The 17,217-nt window shown below is 66.2% G+C and carries 17 protein-coding genes; 8 read left to right on the forward strand and 9 right to left on the reverse strand.

What is annotated here, in order from left to right; translation table 11 throughout:
• Positions 1 to 100: 100 nt before the first annotated feature.
• From dnaA to gyrB, 3 genes are all read left to right on the forward strand, one after another.
• Positions 101 to 1,480, forward strand: a complete 1,380-nt coding sequence (gene dnaA / locus VAPA_RS00005) for a chromosomal replication initiator protein DnaA (RefSeq protein ID WP_021004707.1) — start codon at positions 101 to 103, stop codon at positions 1,478 to 1,480.
• An 89-nt stretch (positions 1,481 to 1,569) separates the two neighbouring features.
• Positions 1,570 to 2,676: a DNA polymerase III subunit beta gene (gene dnaN / locus VAPA_RS00010; RefSeq protein ID WP_012745167.1), complete on the forward strand. Its 1,107-nt coding sequence runs from the start codon at positions 1,570 to 1,572 to the stop codon at positions 2,674 to 2,676.
• A gap of 134 nt (positions 2,677 to 2,810) precedes the next feature.
• Positions 2,811 to 5,435, forward strand: a complete 2,625-nt coding sequence (gyrB, locus tag VAPA_RS00015) for a DNA topoisomerase (ATP-hydrolyzing) subunit B (RefSeq protein ID WP_021004708.1) — start codon at positions 2,811 to 2,813, stop codon at positions 5,433 to 5,435.
• 9 nt (positions 5,436 to 5,444) lie between these two features.
• Here the strand turns inward: gyrB and VAPA_RS34365 are convergent, their stop codons facing one another.
• Positions 5,445 to 6,107, reverse strand: coding sequence for a DUF4124 domain-containing protein (locus VAPA_RS34365; protein ID WP_021004709.1), 663 nt, complete (start codon positions 6,105 to 6,107; stop codon positions 5,445 to 5,447).
• Between the two features lie 52 nt (positions 6,108 to 6,159).
• Positions 6,160 to 6,429 (reverse strand): hypothetical protein, encoded by a 270-nt coding sequence (locus VAPA_RS00025; RefSeq protein ID WP_021004710.1) that lies wholly within the window; start codon positions 6,427 to 6,429, stop codon positions 6,160 to 6,162.
• A 301-nt stretch (positions 6,430 to 6,730) separates the two neighbouring features.
• Here VAPA_RS00025 and VAPA_RS00030 point away from each other — a divergent pair, with 301 nt between their 5' ends.
• From VAPA_RS00030 to VAPA_RS00040, 3 genes are all read left to right on the forward strand, one after another.
• Positions 6,731 to 7,243, forward strand: coding sequence for a hypothetical protein (locus tag VAPA_RS00030; protein ID WP_021004711.1), 513 nt, complete (start codon positions 6,731 to 6,733; stop codon positions 7,241 to 7,243).
• Between the two features lie 129 nt (positions 7,244 to 7,372).
• Positions 7,373 to 7,861 (forward strand): hypothetical protein, encoded by a 489-nt coding sequence (locus tag VAPA_RS00035; RefSeq protein ID WP_021004712.1) that lies wholly within the window; start codon positions 7,373 to 7,375, stop codon positions 7,859 to 7,861.
• Between the two features lie 132 nt (positions 7,862 to 7,993).
• Positions 7,994 to 9,241 carry a metallophosphoesterase gene (locus VAPA_RS00040; protein ID WP_021004713.1) on the forward strand — a complete coding sequence of 416 codons (1,248 nt, stop codon included), beginning with the start codon at positions 7,994 to 7,996 and terminating at the stop codon, positions 9,239 to 9,241.
• A 13-nt stretch (positions 9,242 to 9,254) separates the two neighbouring features.
• On the opposite strand, the gene VAPA_RS00045 is transcribed toward VAPA_RS00040, so the two are convergent.
• Positions 9,255 to 9,752, reverse strand: a complete 498-nt coding sequence (locus VAPA_RS00045; RefSeq protein ID WP_021004714.1) for a polyhydroxyalkanoate granule-associated phasin — start codon at positions 9,750 to 9,752, stop codon at positions 9,255 to 9,257.
• Between the two features lie 198 nt (positions 9,753 to 9,950).
• On the opposite strand from VAPA_RS00045, the gene VAPA_RS00050 reads away from it, so the two are divergent.
• The gene (locus tag VAPA_RS00050; protein WP_021004715.1) at positions 9,951 to 10,526 is read left to right on the forward strand and encodes an acyloxyacyl hydrolase; all 576 of its coding nucleotides are present in this window, start codon (positions 9,951 to 9,953) and stop codon (positions 10,524 to 10,526) included.
• On the opposite strand, the gene VAPA_RS00055 is transcribed toward VAPA_RS00050, so the two are convergent.
• From VAPA_RS00055 to VAPA_RS00065, 3 genes are all read right to left on the reverse strand, one after another.
• Positions 10,523 to 11,494, reverse strand: a complete 972-nt coding sequence (locus VAPA_RS00055) for a lysylphosphatidylglycerol synthase domain-containing protein (RefSeq protein WP_021004716.1) — start codon at positions 11,492 to 11,494, stop codon at positions 10,523 to 10,525. The genes VAPA_RS00050 and VAPA_RS00055 overlap by 4 nt on opposite strands.
• Positions 11,495 to 11,597: 103 nt before the next feature.
• Positions 11,598 to 12,866 carry a cardiolipin synthase ClsB gene (gene clsB / locus VAPA_RS00060; protein ID WP_021004717.1) on the reverse strand — a complete coding sequence of 423 codons (1,269 nt, stop codon included), beginning with the start codon at positions 12,864 to 12,866 and terminating at the stop codon, positions 11,598 to 11,600.
• A 33-nt stretch (positions 12,867 to 12,899) separates the two neighbouring features.
• On the reverse strand, positions 12,900 to 13,682 hold the full coding sequence (locus tag VAPA_RS00065; protein WP_021004718.1) for an endonuclease/exonuclease/phosphatase family protein: 783 nt from the start codon (positions 13,680 to 13,682) through the stop codon (positions 12,900 to 12,902).
• 203 nt (positions 13,683 to 13,885) lie between these two features.
• On the opposite strand from VAPA_RS00065, the gene VAPA_RS00070 reads away from it, so the two are divergent.
• Complete coding sequence (locus tag VAPA_RS00070; protein ID WP_021004719.1) at positions 13,886 to 14,314, forward strand: hypothetical protein; 429 nt, start codon at positions 13,886 to 13,888, stop codon at positions 14,312 to 14,314.
• Positions 14,315 to 14,398: 84 nt separating this feature from the next.
• Here the strand turns inward: VAPA_RS00070 and VAPA_RS00075 are convergent, their stop codons facing one another.
• The 3 genes from VAPA_RS00075 to VAPA_RS00085 form a co-directional block, all read right to left on the reverse strand.
• On the reverse strand, positions 14,399 to 14,971 hold the full coding sequence (locus VAPA_RS00075) for a Spy/CpxP family protein refolding chaperone (protein ID WP_021004720.1): 573 nt from the start codon (positions 14,969 to 14,971) through the stop codon (positions 14,399 to 14,401).
• Between the two features lie 150 nt (positions 14,972 to 15,121).
• On the reverse strand, positions 15,122 to 16,213 hold the full coding sequence (locus VAPA_RS00080) for a flavodoxin family protein (protein WP_021004721.1): 1,092 nt from the start codon (positions 16,211 to 16,213) through the stop codon (positions 15,122 to 15,124).
• Positions 16,214 to 16,288: 75 nt separating this feature from the next.
• On the reverse strand, positions 16,289 to 17,188 hold the full coding sequence (locus VAPA_RS00085) for a pirin family protein (protein ID WP_041945958.1): 900 nt from the start codon (positions 17,186 to 17,188) through the stop codon (positions 16,289 to 16,291).
• Positions 17,189 to 17,217 lie beyond the last annotated feature (29 nt).

The following is a 17,217-nucleotide window of genomic DNA, read 5'->3' on the forward strand; positions in this document are numbered from 1 at the left end:
AGGTTTTGACAAGTTAGAATGCCGAGCGCCTTCAGCAGAGAATATCCACAATACATATACCAAAAAATGCCCGAGGGTCTCACCATTTTTTCAAGCGCCCATGTCCACTGACGGCATCGGCGAAAGCCTCTGGCAAGCCTGCGTCGACCAACTCGCGCAGGAGCTGTCGGAGCAGCAGTTCAACACCTGGATCAAGCCCCTGACAGCGCAGGTCGCGGACGACCTTTCGCGCATGACGGTGTTCGTTGCCAACCGCTTCAAGCTCGACTGGATCCGGGCCCAGTACGCCGGCAAGATTGCCGCCATGGCCGAGAAGATGTACGGCCAGCCGGTTGCTGTTGAGTTAGCACTTGCTCCGCGAGAAGCACCCGTGCGCTCTACCCCTGTTGCCGTGCTGGCCGAAACCGACGTGCCGCGGGACGTGGCCGGTCCGGGCGAGGAGTCCGCCAACGCCGGCTTCAAGAACCGGCTGAATTCTGGCCTCACTTTCGACACCCTGGTGGAGGGCACGGCCAACCGCATGGCGCGCGCCGCCGCCATGCACGTGGCCGGCATGCCGGGCCACCTGTACAACCCGCTGTTCATCTACGGCGGCGTCGGCCTGGGCAAGACCCACCTGATGCACGCGGTGGGCAACCGGCTCTTGGCCGACCGTCCGGATTCCAAAGTTCTCTACATCCACGCCGAGCAGTTCGTCTCGGATGTGGTCAAGGCCTATCAGCGCAAGACTTTCGATGAGTTCAAGGAGCGCTACCACTCGCTCGATCTGCTCTTGATCGACGATGTGCAGTTCTTCGCCAACAAGGACCGCACGCAGGAAGAATTCTTCAATGCGTTCGAGGCCCTGCTGGCCAAGAAGTCGCACATCGTGATGACCAGCGACACTTATCCGAAGGGCCTGGCGGACATCCACGAGCGCCTGGTGTCGCGCTTCGATTCGGGCCTGACGGTGGCCATCGAGCCGCCCGAGCTCGAGATGCGCGTGGCCATCCTGATCAACAAGGCGCGCGCCGAATCGGCCGAGATGCCCGAGGAAGTGGCCTTCTTCGTCGCCAAGAACGTGCGCTCCAACGTGCGCGAGCTCGAAGGGGCGCTGCGCAAGATCCTGGCCTACTCGCGCTTCAACCAGAAGGAAATCTCCATCGCCCTGGCGCGCGAGGCGCTGCGCGACCTGCTGTCGATCCAGAATCGGCAGATCTCGGTCGAAAATATCCAGAAGACGGTGGCCGACTACTACAAGATCAAGGTCGCCGACATGTACAGCAAGAAACGCCCGGCCAGCATTGCGCGGCCGCGGCAGATCGCGATGTACCTGGCCAAGGAGCTCACGCAGAAAAGCCTGCCGGAAATCGGCGAGCTGTTCGGCGGGCGCGACCACACCACCGTGCTCCACGCGGTGCGCAAGATCTCGGGCGAGCGCCAGCAGCTCACCGAACTCAACCAGCAGCTGCACGTCCTCGAGCAGACGCTCAAGGGCTGATCCCGGATGTCATCAGGAATGCCCCTCGCAACAGCGGAGAATGGCGTCTCACTGGCGGATTCAAAGAGATAAGAGAAGAGGAAGAAGACATGATCGTTTTGAAGGCTACCCAAGACAAGGTCCTCGCCGCGCTGCAATCGGTGGCAGGCATCGTGGAACGGCGCCATACGCTGCCGATCCTGGCCAACGTGCTGATCCGCAAGACCGGCGGCCAGCTGCAGCTGACCACCAGCGACCTCGAGATCCAGATCCGCACCACGGCCGAGCTCGGCGGCGATGAGGGCAACTTCACCACCACCATCGGCGCGCGCAAGCTGATCGACATCCTGCGCACCATGCCGGCCGACCAGACCGTGAGCCTCGAATCGAGCGCCAGCAAGCTGGTGCTCAAGGGCGGCAAGAGCCGCTTCACGCTGCAGTCGCTGCCGGCCGAGGACTTTCCGCTGGTGCAGGAAGCCGCCAACTTCGGCCCCGTGTTCAGCGTGCCGCAAAAGACGCTGAAGGACCTGCTCTCGCAGGTTTCGTTCGCCATGGCCGTGCACGACATCCGCTACTACCTGAACGGCATCCTGTTCGTGGCCGAAGGCAAGCAGCTGAGCCTGGTGGCCACCGACGGCCACCGCCTGGCGTTCTCGTCGGCCACGCTCGACGTCGAAGTGCCGCGCCAGGAAGTCATTCTTCCGCGCAAGACCGTGCTCGAGATGCAGCGCCTGCTGTCGGACGCCGAAGGCGCCATCGAGATGCAGTTTGCGAACAACCAGGCCAAGTTCAGCTTCGGCGGCATGGAGTTCGTCACCAAGCTGGTCGAGGGCAAGTTCCCCGACTACAACCGCGTGATTCCCAAGAACCACAAGAACAGCGTCACGCTGGGCCGCGCGCCGCTGCTGGCCAGCCTGCAGCGCACCGCCATCCTGACCAGCGAGAAGTTCAAGGGCGTGCGCCTGAACATCGAGCCCGGCACGCTGCGCATCGCATCGAACAACGCCGAACAGGAAGAGGCGCAAGACGAACTCGACATCGACTACGGCGGCGACGCCATCGAGATCGGCTTCAACGTCACCTACCTGATCGACGCGCTGTCGAACATGGACCAGGACATGGTCAAGCTGGACCTGGCCGACTCCAACAGCTCGGCGTTGCTGACCATCCCCGAGAACGCATCCTTCAAATATGTCGTGATGCCGATGCGAATCTAGAAGACAGAAAACACAGCGCCTTGCGCAGACAGCCCGCGGTCCTCCGCGGGTTTGCGCTTTCAAGAGGCAGGAAAAACAGGCTCCCAGAGCCCGAGAAATCCCGTGAATGCCGTGAGAGATAGAGGAATATCCGAATGAGTGCAGAAGAAAGCAAGCCCGAAGTACCCCACACCGAGCCGGTCTACACGCCCGAGATCGAGAGTGCGGTGCCGATCGAGATCACGCCCGCCGACACCAGCTACGGCGAAGGCTCGATCACGATCCTCGAAGGGCTCGAGGCGGTGCGCAAGCGCCCCGGCATGTACATCGGCGACACCTCCGACGGCACGGGCCTGCACCATCTGGTGTTCGAGGTGGTCGACAACTCCATCGACGAAGCGCTGGCCGGCCACTGCGACGACATCGTCGTCACCATCCACACCGACAACTCGATTTCCGTCACCGACAACGGCCGCGGCATCCCGACCGGCGTGAAGATGGACGACAAGCACGAGCCCAAGCGTTCGGCAGCCGAAATTGCGCTCACCGAGCTGCACGCAGGCGGCAAGTTCAACCAGAACAGCTACAAGGTCTCGGGCGGCCTGCACGGCGTGGGCGTGAGCTGCGTGAACGCGCTGAGCGTGATGCTGCGCCTTGTGGTGCGCCGCGAAGGCAAGATCCACGAACTCGAGTTCAGCCGCGGCTTCGTGCAGAACCGCCTGCTCGAAACCGTGAACGGCTTCGAGGTGTCGCCCATGAAGATCATCGGCGACACCGACAAGCGCGGCACCGAGGTGCACTTTCTGCCCGACACCCAGATCTTCAAGGAGAACTCGGACTTCCACTACGAGATCCTCAGCAAGCGTCTGCGCGAACTGAGCTTCCTGAACAACGGCGTGCGCATCCGCCTGAAGGACGAGCGCACCGGCAAGGAAGACGACTTCTCCGGCGCCGGCGGCGTGCGCGGCTTCGTGGAGTTCATCAACAAGGGCAAGACCGTCCTGCACCCGAACTCGTTCTACGCCGAAGGCGAGCGCCCGGCCGACACCTACGGCGGTATCCCGGGCACGCACATCGGCGTCGAAGTCGCCATGCAATGGAACAGCGGCTACAACGAGCAAGTCCTCTGTTTCACCAACAACATTCCCCAGCGTGACGGCGGCACCCACCTCACGGGCCTGCGCGCCGCGATGACCCGCGTCATCAACAAGTACATCGAAGAGAACGAGTTCGCCAAGAAAGCCAAGGTCGAAGTCACCGGCGACGACATGCGCGAAGGCCTGTGCTGCGTGCTGAGCGTGAAGGTGCCCGAGCCCAAGTTCTCGAGCCAGACCAAGGACAAGCTGGTGTCCAGCGAAGTGCGCGCGCCGGTGGAAGACATCGTCGGCAAGCTGCTCACCGACTACCTGCAGGAACGCCCGAACGACGCCAAGATCATCTGCGGCAAGATCGTCGAGGCCGCACGCGCCCGCGAAGCCGCGCGCAAGGCCCGCGAAATGACGCGCCGCAAGGGCGTGCTCGACGGCATGGGCCTGCCCGGCAAGCTGGCCGACTGCCAGGAAAAAGATCCGGCGCTGTGCGAGGTCTACCTGGTGGAGGGCGACTCCGCCGGCGGCTCCGCCAAGCAGGGCCGCGACCGGAAGTTCCAGGCCATCCTGCCGCTGCGCGGCAAGATCCTGAACGTGGAAAAGGCGCGCTACGAGAAGCTGCTCACCAGCAACGAAATTCTCACGATGATCACCGCTCTGGGCACCGGCATCGGCCGCGCCGGCGCCACCAGCGCGGGCGGCGGGGCGGACGACTTCAACGTCGCCAAGCTGCGCTACCACCGCATCATCATCATGACCGACGCCGACGTCGACGGCGCCCACATCCGCACGCTGCTGCTCACCTTCTTCTACCGGCAGATGCCGGAGCTGGTCGAGCGCGGCCACATCTACATCGCGCAGCCGCCGCTCTACAAGGTGAAGGTCGGCAAGGAAGAGCAATACCTGAAGGACGGCCCCGCGCTGGACGCCTTCCTGCTCAAGGTGGCGTTGAAGGACGCGAGCATCGAGACCGGCGGTCCCAACTCGACCACCTTGAGCGGCGACACCCTGGCCGAGCTGGCGCGCAAGCACCAGCTGGCCGAAGCCGTGATCGCGCGGCTGCGCAACTTCATGGATGCGGAAGCCCTGCGCGCCATTGCCGACGGCGTGGCGCTCGACCTCGACACCACACCCGCGGCCGAAGCCTCGGCCGTGGCGCTGCAGGCCAAGCTGCGCGAGCTCAACACCACCGGCGTGCCGGCCGAAGTGAGCAGCGAATTCGACGCCCGCACCGACAAGCCGTTGCTGCGCATCAGCCGCCGCCACCACGGCAACATCAAGAGCAGCGTGCTCACGCAGGACTTCGTGCACGGCGCCGACTACGCCGCGCTCTCCGAAGCGGCCAACACCTTCCGCAACCTCTTGAGCAGCGAGGGTGCCATCGTCCGCCGCGGCGAAGGCGAACGCGCCAAGGAAGAAAAGGTGGCCGACTTCCGCGTCGCGATGAAGTGGCTCATCGGCCAGGCCGAGAACGCCACTTCGCGCCAGCGCTACAAGGGCCTGGGCGAAATGAACCCCGCGCAGCTGTGGGAAACCACCATGGACCCGACCGTGCGCCGCCTGCTGCGCGTGCAGATCGACGACGCCATCGAAGCCGACCGCGTGTTCACGATGCTGATGGGCGACGAGGTCGAACCGCGCCGCGAGTTCATCGAGCAGAACGCGTTGCGGGCGGCGAATATCGACGTTTGATCGAGATGATCAGCGGCAGCCCAGGCGGAACCGCCGGTCCCGGGCCTGCTGCCTTTCGCTGCGCAGCCAGTCCTGCATGGCCGCGCCCTGCGGCTGCCGCGCCATGGTGTCGAGCCCCTTGACCTGGGCATCGAGCGCATCGCAATCGGCTCGTGTGTCGCCCACGGCGTTGCGAGCGACCTGGCGCTCGTAGGACTGCTGCTGCGCCGCAAGTGCAGCGCTGCTCCGATTCGATGCTTCGCGCGCCTCGGCGCTCATTCCATCCGCCAGATTCTGGTTGCGGTCGAGGCGAACGGTCGTGGCGGTCGAACCTGCGGGGCAGGGCCCGTCCGAATAAGCGGTCTTGCCCGCTGCGCTCGTGCATTTGCTGACTTCGAGAGCAGCTGGCGCCGCTGAAGGGCTGGCCGGGAGATTTGCCGGAGGCGATGGGATGGGGCGACGTCGCTCCGCGGCCGAGCCTGGCGCAGGCGGCAGCGCTGATTCCACGCTGCCTGGCCGCTCAGCACGCTGCGCCAACAGCCATTCGGCGCCGCGATAGAGTCCGAACAAGAGCAAAGCCGACAGCGCGATCCACGTCGCCCAATGGCGCTCCCGCGTCGGGCGCAAGCTGCGCTCCCATTCCGTCATCGCGTTGCGGCTGTCGTGCAGCGGGTCGCGATGGTCGGGATTCATGAAGGTCGAGTATCCCCCGCTTCGGCGCCTGGCCGGCCGATCGGCCTGAGGTTCAGATCGACCGGTGCACGCGAACGCCGCGCTTGCTGCCGCCCTGCATCATCCGCGCGACGCGCGCCAACCCGCCGGTTCCGCTCGCCGCGCGGCCGACCAGCGCACCGCCGGCGGCGCCCGCCAGCAGGCGGCGTCCCAGCGAGCGGCTTCGCCCCGCGGTCAGCAGGAGCAGGAGACCCGTGCCCAGCACGGCGAGATGCTCGCCCGGAAAACCCGGGCGGCGGGCGTCCATCTTCCTGATTGCTTCGATCCTGGATTCGATGGTCATTGGAAAGCTCCTTTTCTGTACGAACTTTCTTCATAACCAGCGATGCGGTGCACCGCTGTAGGCGCCGATGACGTGCGCCGCGTCGAATCGGGCCCACAGCGCTGCCTCTCAGGGTTTTCATAGGGAGGTGCTGCAGAAAGGGCGTGAACGCCCGTCACACATTTGTCATCAGCTATTAAAACAATAGCGTTCAACACGTCCGCGAGGATCGTTCCTCGTAAACGCTATATCTAGCCCGACTCTTGCTAAGCAAAATCCTCGACGGATTTCACGTCTCCCCATGATCGAGGACATCGAAGCAATGAACCTTATGCGTCTGCGGCAGCCGATGGCTGCATTGGTACTGGGCGGCACAGCAGCATTCTTCGGGGCGATGACATCGGCCCATGCGTTCTCGAACCCGCCCATCCAGATGGCGCAGGGCGTCGAATACATGTGCGGTGGCACGAACAAGGCCGAGGCCGCCTTCATGCAGATGGTGTCGCCGCGCTGGGCGGCCACCATCGAGTTCGGCATCAACGACAGCGCGCAGCGCGGCAATTTCCCGTTGCGCGCCGCGGTCCAGGTGCGCGAAAAGTACACGGGCCGCCCCGTGATGGAGGCGCAGTCGCAGGGCCCCTACATGCTCGCGCGGCTGGATCCGGGCGCCTACGACGTGAACGTCACGCTCGGCGGCCTCACGATCACGCAGACGCTGACGGTGATTGCAGGCGTGCCGGCCCGGGCCGTGTTCATGTGGCCGTCGAACTTCGACATGGCCTCGGTGCTGCCGCCGATGCCGCAAGCGCTCGCGCAGACGTCCGCGGCGCGCTGAGCTTCCCTTTCTTTCCCCGGCCTCGGCCTGGTCTGGTCCTTCCCGTTAAGCCTTGTCTAAGCCGCGCGCCGCACAGTGGCGCCGTGGCGTCTCTCCGGCCACGCAGACAAGCAAGAAAGGACTCAGACCATGACCACCCGGATTTCATCGCATGCGCGGCCCCTGGCGGCCGCCATGCTGTGCGGCGCCGTTCTTCTCGCGGCGCTTTCCTCTTCGGCGCATGCGGCGTTCAATCCGCCGATCCTCATGACGCACGGCATCGAATACATGAGCGGCGGCATCGGCAGCGATGAAGCCAAGCTGATGGAGACGGTGGCGCCGCGCTGGCCCGCCACCTTCGAATTCGCGATCAAGGATCACAAGGGCGCCGAGTTCGCATCCGACGTCCGCGTGACCGTGCGCGACAGCCATGGCGCCGTGCTGCTCGACAACGTGGAGTCGGCCGGTCCGTTCATGGTGGCGCGGCTCGACCCCGGCACCTATGAAGTGGAGGCTCGCTTGCGCGGAAACACGCTCAAACAAACGCTGCAGGTCATGCCGGGAGCGCCCGCGCGGGCGGCATTCCTGTGGCCGGCGGGCACCGATATGGCGTCCGCCGGCACGCGCACGGTGCAGTAGGCTGAGAGTCACCGTCTGGAGAAGGGCCGCTGGGGCCTCCGGCTTTCCAGTCCGTGTCGCTCGCGGCGCCCGCTATCCGGAAGCCCAGCGCTATAGAAAAAATAGCGAACCGGCGATCGCAGGCCGCCTTGAATGCGCGGCATGCGCCTTGCAGATGCCGTATCCCGGGCAACGCCCGTTCCCATTGCCCCCATGCCGATACGTTCCCTGAGCGTGCTCACCGCGCTCCTGCATGCCTACATCGCGCTGCGCCTGCTGCCCGCGCTGGCCATGCTCACTCCGGCCTGGCCGCTGGCCCTGGCCGCACTCGCCATCTCGGCCCTCACGATCCCGCTGCCCTTTGTCTCGCGCGGCGGGGAGCGCGGCGCCTCGGTGGGCGAATTGCTCCAATGGACGGGCCTCATCAGCATGGGCTGGTTCTCCTCGCTGTTCGTGTCGACGCTGCTGCGCGATGCGGGCCTGCTGCTCGCCTGGCTCGCGAGCGTGCTGTCCGGCGCCGCCGTGCCCTGGCATGCCGTGCTGCCATGGAGCGCAATGGCCGTGCTGGTGCTGGCCACGCTGGTGTCGATGGTGGGTTTTCTCAATGCCCGCCGCACGGCGGACGTGAAGCGCGTGGAGGTTCCGATCCACGACCTGCCCGCGGCGCTCGAGGGTTTCACGATCGCGCAGCTCAGCGACATCCACGTCGGCCCGACGATCAGGAGCGCCTACATCCAGCGCATCGTCGATGCGGTGAACCGGCTCGGCGCCGACGCCATCGCGATCACCGGCGACCTGGTGGACGGCAGCGTGGCCGAGCTGCGCGAGCACATTGCGCCGCTGGCCGGCCTGCGCGCGCGCCACGGGACTTTCGTCGTCACGGGCAATCACGAGTACTACGCCGGTGCGCACGCCTGGATCGACGAACTGCGCAGGCTGGGCCTGAAGGTGCTGCTCAACGAGCATGTGGTGCTGCAGACGCGCAACGTGCGCGGCGCGCAGAACGACGAAGAGCTGTTCGAAAGCCAGCTGGTGCTGGCGGGCGTGACCGATTTCACCGCCGGCCATTTCGATGCCGCGCACGCAAGCGACCCGCACCTGGCGCTGTTCGACGCGCCGCCGCTGGTGCACACGCGGGTGCTGCTTGCGCACCAGCCGCGCAGCGCAACCTTGGCGGCCCAGGCCGGCTACCAGCTGCAGCTGTCGGGCCACACGCATGGCGGCCAGTTCTTTCCGTGGAACCTGTTCGTGCCGATGCAGCAGCCCTTCACCGCCGGCCTGCACCGGCTGCACGACATGTGGGTCTACGTGAGCCGCGGCACGGGTTATTGGGGTCCGCCGAAGCGTTTTGGTGCGCCGTCCGAAATCACGCTGCTGACCCTGGTCGTGGCGCGCGGCTGACGCGCCCGCCCGGTCAGTCGCGCAGCTCGGCCAGCCGCCGGGCGTTCGAGGTGGCGGCGGCGTGGATCGGCTTCAGCCCTTCGCGTGCAATGCGCACTGCCGCGCCCGAAAGCCGGCTGGCCGTGCCCGCCGCCCGGGCCGTGGCCTGGACGAAGGCATCGCTGCGCTCCGCGGCCTGCGCGGGGGTGACGCTGCCGGCCATCGACAGAAAGGCCCCGGCGCTCAGAAGCCATTGCTGCAGCGCGCGGCTCGCCAGCGAGACATGGCTGCTGTGCCATTGCCTGACCATGGCGGCCCCCGATTCGCCTGCAGCGGCAAGTTTTTCATCGCCCATGAGCTGAAATTCCGCGAGATCGGCCGCGCTGGGCGCGAGCCCCGCCTTGGCCATGCGCTCGGTGCGCATCTGGATGACAGACCCGGAGGACAGCAGCATCTCCTGGGTCTTGAGGGCCACGTCCACCCACAGCATCAGTGGGTTGGACAGGCGGGCGACAGAGGTGAAGGACGGCATGGGCGCGATGTATGAGGACGGATGAACACCACTATAGGCCCGAGCTGCAGGAATTGCTGCGCCGCAACAAAATCGACTCTGCAATTTTGTTGAACAAGTCCTACTTTTCGACGTGGCAACAGCCGCGGCCGAGGGCGCGGACCACGGCAGAAAGTCATTATTTCCTTTCTTTCATTATTTGCAGACAACAACCACATCATGAAAACACACAGGTCCGCGTCCCTCGGGGCCGCCGTGTTCGCAGGCGTTCTTGGCCTGCTGGGTGCACCGGCTCATGCGTTCGAAGACAGCGCACGCGGCTTTTATCTCGAGGGCGGCCATGCACCGCATGGCGACAAGGGCGGCACCGATTCGGCCACCGTGGGCGTGACACTGCCGTGGTCGCCGCGCCAGCCGGTGCATGAAGGCGCGCTCACTTCCTACTGGGATCTGTTCGCGAGCCAATGGCATGCGCCGGCCCTGGGCAGCGGCTCGCGCAACTACACGCAGATCGGCGCGATCTACACCTGGCGCTACCGCTTCGACGGCGGCAGTTCGCCGTGGTTTGCCGAAGGCGGCGTCGGTGGCACGGTGATGGACCACATCTACAGGACACCCGACCGCACCTTCAGCACCGCGTTCCAGTTCACCGAAGTGCTGGGCGTCGGACGCAGTTTCGGCGAGAACGGCAAGCACGACCTGACACTGCGGCTGCAGCATTTTTCGAATGCGGGCATCAAGAAGCCCAACCCGGGCGAAAACTTCGTCCGGGTGCGCTACACCGACCACTTCTAGGGCTTCGGCGACGTGGCGTGCCGCCAGCGCCGCGCGCGCAGTTCAGTGACGAAATAGGCCACCGTGGCCACACCCAGCGGCAACAGGTAGTAGAGCCCCCGGTAGACCAGCAGCGCACCCAGCAGCCGGCCTTGCGCCACCTCGTGCGAAAGCAGGGCAAGGAACACCGCCTCGAGCACGCCCAGGCCTGCCGGCACGTGAGTGACCACGCCCGCCACTGCGGCCACCAGCAGCACCGCGAGCACGGCGTGATAGGCCACCGCGCCCTGCAGCAGGACCCAGATCACGCCGCCGATCAGCGCCCAGTTCAGGCACGACATGGCCAGCTGGAGCAAAGCCATCCGAAGGGACGGCACCTTGAACGGATAGTGGCGCAGCCGGAAGACGTGCCCGCTGGCAAAGGCGCACAGCACGAAATAGGCCGTGGCCAGCAGCAGCAGCACCGCGCCCAGGATGCGCAGGCCACCGTTGCCGATCTTCCATTCGGCCGGCAGCACCAGCGGCCAGAAGCAGAAGGCCGCACCCGCCACCACCAGGTAGCCGAGCCAGTTGGTCAGCATGCTGAAGCCGAGCACGCGCGTGATGGTGCCGTTGGGAAGGCCCAGGCGCGAATAGAGCCGGTAGCGGAACGCCACGCCGCCCACCAGAGAACCGAGATTGAGGTTGAAGGCGTAGCTGATGAAGGTCACGCCCATGACGGTGCGGGCGCCAAGCGGGTGGTGCGTGAGATGGCGGCCCAGCAGATCGTAGGTGCTGTAGGTCGCAAAGCTGCCGGCGGCCAGCGCGCCGGCCAGCCACAGCGTGGCCGCGGGCAGCGCGCGCATGGCATCGAACACCTCCTGCCAGTCGATGGCGCGTGCCTGGTTCACGAGAAGCCAGGCAACCAGGCCGAAGAAAGCCCAGACCGCGATGCGGCGCAGCCAGGGCCACCAGCGCCGGTGCGCGAGCCTCGCGGTGCGGGTTTTCACTGGATAACCTCCGTGCTTCGCGCTGCGGTGCGAGCTCGCTTGGGGCGGCCCGGCGCTGCGCTCATAAGGCAACCTCCTTCTTGACGCTGCCTTGGACAGGTGCTCATGCCGCTTCCGTCGGCGCGGCCCCGTTGTCGCCGGCGCCCTCGCGCTTTTCGCGCTTCTCGGCAAGCTCGGTGGCCTCGGCCGGGGTGAGGCGCGGCACCTGCCGCGGCAGCCAGCCCAGCCATGACGGATACCAGCGCAGAAAGTGGAAGATGAAGAAGCTGCGCACCAGCCGCCAGCCGCTCCATCCGTTTTCCAGGTCAGCCGCGCCGATCTGCTGGCAGCTCTTGCACATGAGCGTGTCCATGCGTTCCCACAGCAGCTGGTTGAAGGCCCTGTCGCGCGCGAACACGTTGGCCTCCAGGTTCAGCGACAGGCTCAGCGGATCGAGATTGCTCGAGCCGACCGTGGTCCACACGTCGTCCATCAGCGCGACCTTGGCATGCAGCGGGCGGTCGCAGTATTCGTAGATGCGCACGCCCGCACGCAGCAGGTGGTGGTAGAGCATGGTCGCGGCCGTCTTGACGATCGGCATGTCGGGCTCGCCTTGCAGGATGAGCCGCACATCCACGCCGCGCCGGGCGGCACGGCGCAGCTCCTTGATGAGCCTGTAGCCGGGAAAGAAATACGCGTTGGCAATCACGATGCGCTTGCGTGCGGCGCGGATCGCGGCGAGGTACTCGCGTTCGATGTCACCGGTGTGGCGGCGGTTGTCGCGTGTGATGAGCACGGCCTGCGCATCGCCGACGGGCCCCCGGTCGGGGGGCGGTGCCTGCTTGAGCCGGCGGCGAAACCAGCGCGGCCCCTTGTCGCCGAGCGCAATGGCGCGCAGCACGAACTGGTGGATCTGCGCCACGACAGGTCCGTGCAGTTCCACCGCGTAGTCCTGCTTGGCCTTGGGCCCGAAGTCCAGCAGGTGGTCGGCCGAATAATTGATGCCGCCCACGAACGCGAGCTCTCCATCGACCACCACGATCTTGCGGTGCATCCGGCGGAACACGTTCAGCCGCTGGCCGAGGATGCGCTGACCCGGATCGAACATCCGCACCCTCACGCCCACGGCGCTCAACCCTCCGATGAATTCGCGCGACAGATCCGGCGAGCCGAAGCCGTCGACCATCAGGTCGATCTTCACGCCGCGCTGGGCCGCCGAACGCATGGCGGCGTGCAGCGCAAGGCCCACCTTGTCCTCGAACAGGATGAAGGTTTCGATGATGACTTCGCGCTGCGCCTGGCGAATGGCGTCGAACACGCGCGTGAAGAACTCCTCGCCGTTCTCGAGCAGCGCCACGCGGTTGCCGCCCACCCATCGGCCGACGTTATCCATGGCGTTCACCGCAGGTCATGGGCGTGGTCCGCTTCAAAGGTCGATGTTCGCAACCAGCGGCGCGTGGTCCGACAGATGCGACCAGGGCTTGCGCGGCAGCACCACAGGCGCGTGCACGCCCGCGTTGCGAACATAGATGCGGTCGAGCGACAGCAGCGGAAAGCGCGCCGGAAAGGTCTTGGCGGCTGCGCCGTTCGCATGCACGAAAACCTCGCGCAGCGCGGCGCCTTCTTCCAGCACCTGGTGGGCACGGCCGCGCCAGTCGTTGAAGTCGCCCGCAACGATCAGCGGCGCATCGGCCGGCACCTCGTCGCGCACGATGTGCAGCAGCAGCTCCAGCTGCTGCTGCCGGTGCGCCTCGGCCAGGCCCAGGTGGGCGCAGATCGCATGGACGTCCACCGTGCGGCCCGGCAGGCGCAGCACGCAATGCAGCAGGCCGCGCTTTTCGGGCCCGGCCACCGACACGTCGTGGTTGCGGAAATGCACGATCGGAAACTTGGACAGCACCGCGTTGCCGTGATGGCCCCTCGGATACACGGCGTTGCGGCCGTAGGCGAACTGCGGCCACATGGTGTCGGCGAGGAATTCGTAGTGCGGCGCCTCGGGCCAGTTGTTGACCTTGCGCGAATGGCGCGAATGGGTGCCGAGCACTTCCTGCAGGAACACCACGTCGGCCCCCACCGTGCGCACGGCGTCCCGCAACTCCGGCAGGATGAACTTGCGGTTGAGCGCGGTAAAGCCCTTGTGGGTGTTCACCGTCATGACCTTGAGCGAGGTCGGCGCCGCGGCGGCAAGTGGAATCGGGGAGGAAGGCATCGGTCTTGAGGTTGTACGTTGCCGCGCCCGTCGCGCCTGTAGGAACGCGCCACCTTCTTCACCGCCTGTCGCGACGGGACGGCCGGCTCCTACAGGCAGGCCTGCCGCACCCCGACACGGCCCGCATCCGGGGCCTCCTACGGTGATTTTTCAGGCCGCAGAAACAAGCCGGTCTTTTTCATCATTTTTTAAAGGAACACACCATGAAGCACGCAATCCTCCACGCCACGGTGCTGGCCGGCCTGATGGCCGCGGCCGGTGCCGCCATGGCGCAAGCCACGTCGATACCCGCCCAGCCGGACCCGGCCGTGGGCGGCCAGGCCAGCACGCAGACACCCGCCGGCGTGCCCAACCCGCCGCAGCGCCCCGATGCGAGCATGCCGGTTTCGCGCGAAGCCGTGAAGGCCGAGGCGCGCGCCCACAATCGCAACAACACCAACAACCTGGTGCCCAAGGGCGAGGCCAGCACCACCGTGAATGGGCAGCCGAACGCCATGCCGCGGCCCACCGGCGAAATGTCGCGCGCCGAGGTGAGCCAGCTGGCCCGCAAGACCAAGCCCCAGTTCGGCCAGCCGGGCGAGCGGCCGGACGTGCCCACGAATCCGACCGAAAAGACCGGTACGCCTCAATAAGCGCCGGTGTACGAAAAAAGCCCGCGGTGCTCGGGGCATCGCGGGCTTTTCATCGTGCGCCGGCTCGGGCGCCCTGTCTGCAGGTCAGCTCTTGGCGGGCGCTGCCCTATGCTCGCCGCCATGGCCCCCGTGACCATGACGGTGGCCATGCATGCCGGCATGCACCGTTTCCGCATCGAAGGTCTTCTGCTGTTCGGGCGTCAGTGCGGCATAGAAGGCCTTGGTGGCCTCGGCGCGCTTGGCGAACCTTGCGCTGCGCTCGGCCTGGCGGGCCTGCATGCGCTCCAGGCGCTCGGGCGTGGTGAGCTTGGCGAATTCCGCGCGGTCCATGCGCTGCGGACGGGCCCCGGCAGGCGGCTGGCTGGCCGCAGTGAAGGTGGTCCACGCGCCTTCCTGTGCGGCGTTCAGCTTGAGCTTTTCCTTCAGCGCGGCAAGACGCTTGGCGCGGTGTTCCTGCATGCGCTCCATGCGCTGGGCCGGGTCCATGCGCCTGTGCTGCGCCTTGGGTGCGCTGCCTTCGGCCTGTGCAACGGCGGCAGGGGGCGTGGAAGAAGAAGTGCCGGGTGCGGCCGGGGCCTGTGCAAAGGCGCCCGAAGAGGCGAGGGCGGCCGACCCCACAAGGCTGGCCCAGACGATGCGTTGGCGAAGAGAGATCATGAGAAGTGCTTCCTTTCGAAGAAGCCCGCCACCAATGGGCAGCAGGTGAGACGAAGTGTGGAAGACCTCTGTATCCCCCAGGTGAGCCGGAAGTGAGCGTGCGTAAAGAATCATGAACGCGCGGACCTTTTTCGCCGCCCGCGCCGTGGCTTATTTGGGCCTTGGCGGCTTCAGTCCGCGGTCGGGCGGCTGCAGCTTGCCCGAGCGCAGCTCGCCGACGGCCAGTGCCACGGCACGGGCCACGTTGCGCACTTCCTCCTGCACGTCTGCGTCGGCATCGAGGCTGTCGTGGCTGGTGGCGTAGGGCTCGTAGTAGCCGATGTAGCGGTCGAGCCGGGCCTGCGCGCCTGCATCGACCAGGCCCATCCAGTCGAGCCAGTCCGACAGGTTGCGCCGCAGGCTCTCGGCACCGGCCACGTCGCCGTGCACCACCACGCCGTAGACCCGTCCCGCCAGGTGCTTGGGATAGCCCCAGCCCTCGAGTTCGAGGGCCTTGGCTTCGTCGGGCTTCTTGCCGTGGGTGCTGGTGGGGTCGGGGTTGCCGCCGTCGGCGCACACCAGCCGGTCGGCCATGAGCTTGAGCGGGCTGGCCGACTGGTACCAATGCGTGGGCGTGAACACGATCACGCCGTGCGCGGCAACCCAGCGCTCGTAGATCTCGTTCATCCAGTCGCCGGTCTGGCGCATCGCATGGTTGGGATAGCAGCTGCAGGGCCAGTGGCACAGGGGCATGGCGGTGGACACGCAGCCCTTGCAGGGATGGATGTGGCGCCCGTATTCGGAGGCGAGCAGGCTCAGGTCGAGCACGTCGACGTCGATGCCGCAGCCATCGAGCACTTCGCGCGCGAGCTGCACCAGCCGCCACGTCTTGGAGACTTCGCCCGGGCAGGTGCCGTCGTTGCGGGGCGAGCCGTTGACCAGCAGCACGCGCGACCTCGTTTGCGGGCTGCCCCAGGCGGCCTGCGCCGCGTCGATGCGCGCCCTGGCTTCGAGCCAGTCGACGGAAAGTTCGTAGTCGGGATCGGCATGGCCGGGGCCGGCCTTGCGCGTGACGGGCGCCTTGCGGCCTTCCTGGTAGGCCTCCCATGCGATGAGCTCGATGCGCTGCAGCGCATCTTTCTCGGCCTGGAAGGCGGGATCCTGGAAGGATTGCATGAAGCGCTCGTGGAACTGGTCGCGCTTGAGCGTTTCGGACGCCTGTCCCTTGCGGACTTCGGGGGCTTTGATCGTGCGGTGGGGCATGGCGGCCAATCTATGCCCCATGCGTGCGCCCGTGACCTGCGGGCGATGCCGATTTTCGGTAGGCCTGCGACTACATCAACCGCCGAACTTGCCGCTCTGGAAGTCTTGCACGGCCTGCTTCACCTGCTCCTGCGTGTTCATCACGAAAGGGCCGTACTGCGCGATCGGCTCGTGCAGCGGCTTGCCGGCAATCAGCAATGCGCGCGCCGGGCTGTGGTTGGTGGCCCCCGCGCGCAGCACCACGCCGTCGCTGCCGGGGTCGTTCGCAAGAATGGCCATGCGGCGCGTCGGCACCTCGCTGCCCGCAATCCACACCGATTCGCGGAACGCATACACCAGCACGTTGTGGTCGTCGGGCAGGGGCTGGGCGAATTCGGCGCCGGGCGGCAGGGTGATGTCGAGGTACAGCGGCTCGGTGTGCTCGCGCCGCACCGCGCCCTCGATGCCGTGGCTCGCGCCCGCGATCACGCGCACGTGCACGCCCGCCGCGGTGGTGTATTCCGGGATTTCCTCGTTCTGGATGTCGCGATACCAGGGCTCGCGCATCTTGTCCTTGGCCGGCAGGTTGAGCCAGAGCTGAAAGCCTTCCATCAGGCCGTCCTCCTGCTCGGGCAGTTCGCTGTGGACGAGCCCGCGGCCGGCCGTCATCCATTGCACGCCGCCGTTCTGCAGCAGCCCTTCGTGGCCTGCGCTGTCGCGGTGCCGCATGCGGCCCGCGATCATGTAGGTCACGGTTTCGAAGCCGCGGTGTGGATGATTGGGAAAGCCGCCGATGTAGTCGCCCGGGTTGTCGCTGCCGAAGGCGTCGAGCATCAGGTAGGGATCGAGCCTTTTTTGCAGCGGCTGCTGCAGCACGCGGGTGAGTTTGACGCCATCGCCATCGCTGGTGGAAACACCGGCCACGATGTGGTCGATGCCACGCGGCGTGGCCACGGGATCGGTCGGGTGGTTGGCGTGATGATTTGCATTCGTCATGCAGCCATGGTGGCACTAACGGCCCGACC

Origin of the sequence: Variovorax paradoxus B4 (assembly GCF_000463015.1) — a bacterium.
Classification (GTDB): Bacteria; Pseudomonadota; Gammaproteobacteria; order Burkholderiales; family Burkholderiaceae_C; genus Variovorax; species Variovorax paradoxus_E.